The sequence below is a fragment of the Leisingera sp. F5 genome, from assembly GCF_001593695.1.
The window spans coordinates 1-3,146 of record NZ_LUKH01000278.1 but is presented as its reverse complement, the minus strand read 5'-3'; the positions used below and the strand labels follow the sequence as shown (position 1 = coordinate 3,146).

The 3,146-nt window shown below is 64.4% G+C and carries 3 protein-coding genes and 1 pseudogene; all 4 read left to right on the top strand.

The features are described from left to right. A partial coding sequence (murB, locus tag A2I95_RS28820) for a UDP-N-acetylmuramate dehydrogenase (protein ID WP_291735409.1) occupies nucleotides 1-740 on the top strand: 740 nt, incomplete at its 5' end. A 358-nt stretch (nucleotides 741-1,098) separates the two neighbouring features. After that, nucleotides 1,099-1,977, top strand: coding sequence for a D-alanine--D-alanine ligase (locus A2I95_RS28815; RefSeq protein WP_367152924.1), 879 nt, complete (start codon nucleotides 1,099-1,101; stop codon nucleotides 1,975-1,977). Beyond that, complete coding sequence (locus A2I95_RS28810; RefSeq protein ID WP_291735406.1) at nucleotides 1,965-2,867, top strand: cell division protein FtsQ/DivIB; 903 nt, start codon at nucleotides 1,965-1,967, stop codon at nucleotides 2,865-2,867. The genes A2I95_RS28815 and A2I95_RS28810 overlap by 13 nt, the downstream gene beginning before the upstream one ends. 1 nt (nucleotide 2,868) lies before the next feature. After that, nucleotides 2,869-3,146 (top strand): annotated as a pseudogene (locus tag A2I95_RS28805) (cell division protein FtsA); the annotation flags it as partial.

The window sequence follows — 3,146 nt, the reverse complement described above, 5'->3', positions numbered from 1 at the left end:
ATGGCGGCATGCGCGCGGTGGTGATCCGGCTGGGCCGCGGCTTTAACGGGATTTCGGTTGACGGGGATACCGTCACCGCCGGTGCGGCGGCGCTGGATGCCCATGTTGCAAAACGTGCGGCGGATGCAGGTGTTGACCTGACCTTCCTGCGCACTATTCCCGGTTCGATCGGCGGCGCGGTGCGGATGAACGCGGGCTGTTACGGCAGCTATACTGCGGATGTGTTTGTGTCGGCCACCATCGTGACCCGCGAGGGCGAGATCCGCGAGATTACCGCGCAGGAGCTGGATTTCCAGTACCGCCAGACCGCTTTCCCGGAGGGCGCGGTGCTGGTCCATGCCACCTTGCGCGGTCCCAAGGGCGATCCAGAGGACTTGCGTGCCCGGATGGAGGCACAGCTGCAAAAGCGCGATGAGAGCCAGCCGACCCGCGACCGTTCGGCCGGCTCTACCTTCCGCAATCCGGCGGGGTTTTCATCCACGGGCCGTGCGGATGACGTGCATGACCTGAAGGCCTGGAAGGTGATCGACAACGCCGGCATGCGCGGCGCAAGGCGCGGCGGTGCGCAGATGAGCGGGAAACATTCCAACTTCCTTATCAACACGGGTGGCGCAACTGCCGCAGATTTGGAAGGTCTGGGCGAAGATGTGCGGAAAAAGGTTTACGAAGATTCCGGCATCACGCTAGAGTGGGAAATCATGCGGATTGGTGATCCGCTTCCCGAACAGCTGTCCGAATGACTGGAAAACCTGAGTGCTGACAAAGGCTTCGCTTGCCGCAGCTAGAGGTGACCATAAAGCTCCGGAGGGGCGCGGGCAGCGGCAATTGATAAACGTGGTAAAAGCATCATTAACGCCCCGGTAAGGTTTTGGGCGGTAGGGTGCCGAAGAGGCGGCAATTCTATGCCGATGCACAGGGCGGATGCCCAGCAGAATCCGGGGCAGGCTGCCCCGCAAAAATCAGCCGGATCTAACCGGCGCAAAGACATAATGCGGGCCTGTTCCAGGCTCCAAGAAACAGGGGCGCAAAGCCCCGCATGTATTGAGGCGCTTCGTGGTGAGTAAGTCTAGCAGGGCACTCCCGAAAGTCGCGGTGCTGATGGGTGGCCCGTCAGCCGAACGCGAAGTATCGCTGTCCAGCGGCCGTGAATGCGCGGCCGCTTTGCGCGGTGAGGGGTTCGAGGTTGTCGAGGTGGATGCAGGCCGGGACCTGCACGCGCGTCTGGCGGATATCAAGCCGGATGTGGTGTTCAATGCGCTGCACGGGCGCTGGGGCGAAGACGGCTGCGTGCAAGGCGTGCTGGAATGGCTGGGACTGCCCTATACCCATTCCGGGGTGCTTGCCTCGTCGCTGGCAATGGACAAGCAGCGCTCCAAGGAAGTCTACCGTGCCGCCGGGTTGCCGGTTGTCGAAAGCGGCTTGTTTGCCAAGGGTGACGTGATGGCGGGCCATGTGATGGCGCCGCCCTATGTGGTGAAGCCCAACAACGAAGGCTCTAGTGTCGGCATCTATATCGTGCTTGAGGCCGCCAATGGCCCGCCGCAGCTGTCCGAGGAAATGCCTGCCGAAGTGATGGTTGAGACCTATGCGCCGGGACGCGAGCTGACCACCACAGTGATTGGGGACAGGGCGTTGACCGTAACAGATATCCTGACCGATGGCTGGTACGATTACGACGCCAAATACAAGCCTGGCGGATCGTGCCATGTGCTGCCTGCGGATTTGCCGCGGGAAATCCATGACCTGTGCCTGGACTATGCGCTGAAGGCGCATGAGGTGCTGGGCTGCCGCGGTGTCAGCCGCACCGATTTCCGCTGGGATGAGGCGCGCGGCGCCAGCGGGCTGATTCTGCTGGAAACCAACACCCAGCCCGGCATGACGCCGACCTCTTTGGTGCCGGAGCAGGCAGCGTATCTAGGCATGACCTTCGGCGAACTCTGCGCCTGGATGGTGGAGGATGCTTCATGCAACCGCTGAAGGGGCGTTTCCGCCGCAGCGGCGGCGGCGGCGAGGGGCGGGCGGATCCGGCGCCGTCGCGTCTGAAGTACCGGTTGCAGCGCTGGATGCTGACGCCGGGTATCCGGTTCGGCCTGCGCATCGGGGTGCCGTTTTGCCTGATTTTTGCGGCGGGCAGTGCCTATCTGGCGGATGAAACCCGCCGTGCCGCGTTGCAGGGGCTGGTCAGCGATGCCCGCGCCGCAATCGAGGAACGCCCCGAGTTCATGGTTAATGTGATGGCGGTGGACGGGGCGGGCGCCAGCGTGGCGCAGGACATCCGCGAGGTGGTACCGGCAGATTTTCCCGTCAGTTCCTTTGATCTGGATCTGGAGCGGATCCGCGATGTGATCACCGGGCTGGACCCGGTCAAGACTGCACGCGTGCGGATCCGCCCCGGCGGCATCCTGCAAGTGGACGTCGAGGAACGCGTGCCGGTGCTGATCTGGCGCAGCCGCGAAGGGTTGGCGCTGCTGGACGAAAACGGCATTCACGTGGCCGAGCTGGGCCGCCGCAACCTGCACCCGAACCTGCCGCTTATCGCCGGCAAGGGGGCCGATCAGCACGCGGCGCAGGCGCTGCGGCTGTTTGCGGCGGCCAAGCCGCTGGGGCCGCGGCTGCGCGGACTGGTCCGAGTGGGCGAGCGGCGCTGGGACGTGGTGCTGGACCGCAAGCAGCGGATCATGCTGCCGGCGGAGCAGCCGCAGCGCGCGCTGGAGCGGGTGCTGGCGGTGAGTGAGGTACAGGATTTGCTGGAACGCGATGTGGCAGCGGTGGATATGCGCCTGGCTGGGCGCCCGACCGTGCGTATGACCGAAAACTCAGTGGAAAACTGGTGGCGGATCCGGCAGCTGAATGGGGGCGGGCAGTAGCATGACAGATCTCTATCAATCGCAGCGGGCCATGCGGCAGATGCGGCGCCAGGCGATGCAGCGCGGCGTAGTGGCCATTCTGGATGTGGGCAGTTCCAAGATCGCTTGCCTGGTGCTGCGGTTCGACGGTTCCGGGCGGCTGAGCGAAGACGGCTCGATCGGGGCCTTGGCCGGGCAGTCGGGGTTCCGGGTGATCGGCGCGGCGACCACGCGGTCGCGCGGTGTTCAGTTCGGCGAAATCAACGCCATGCAGGAAACCGAACGCGCCATCCGTACCGC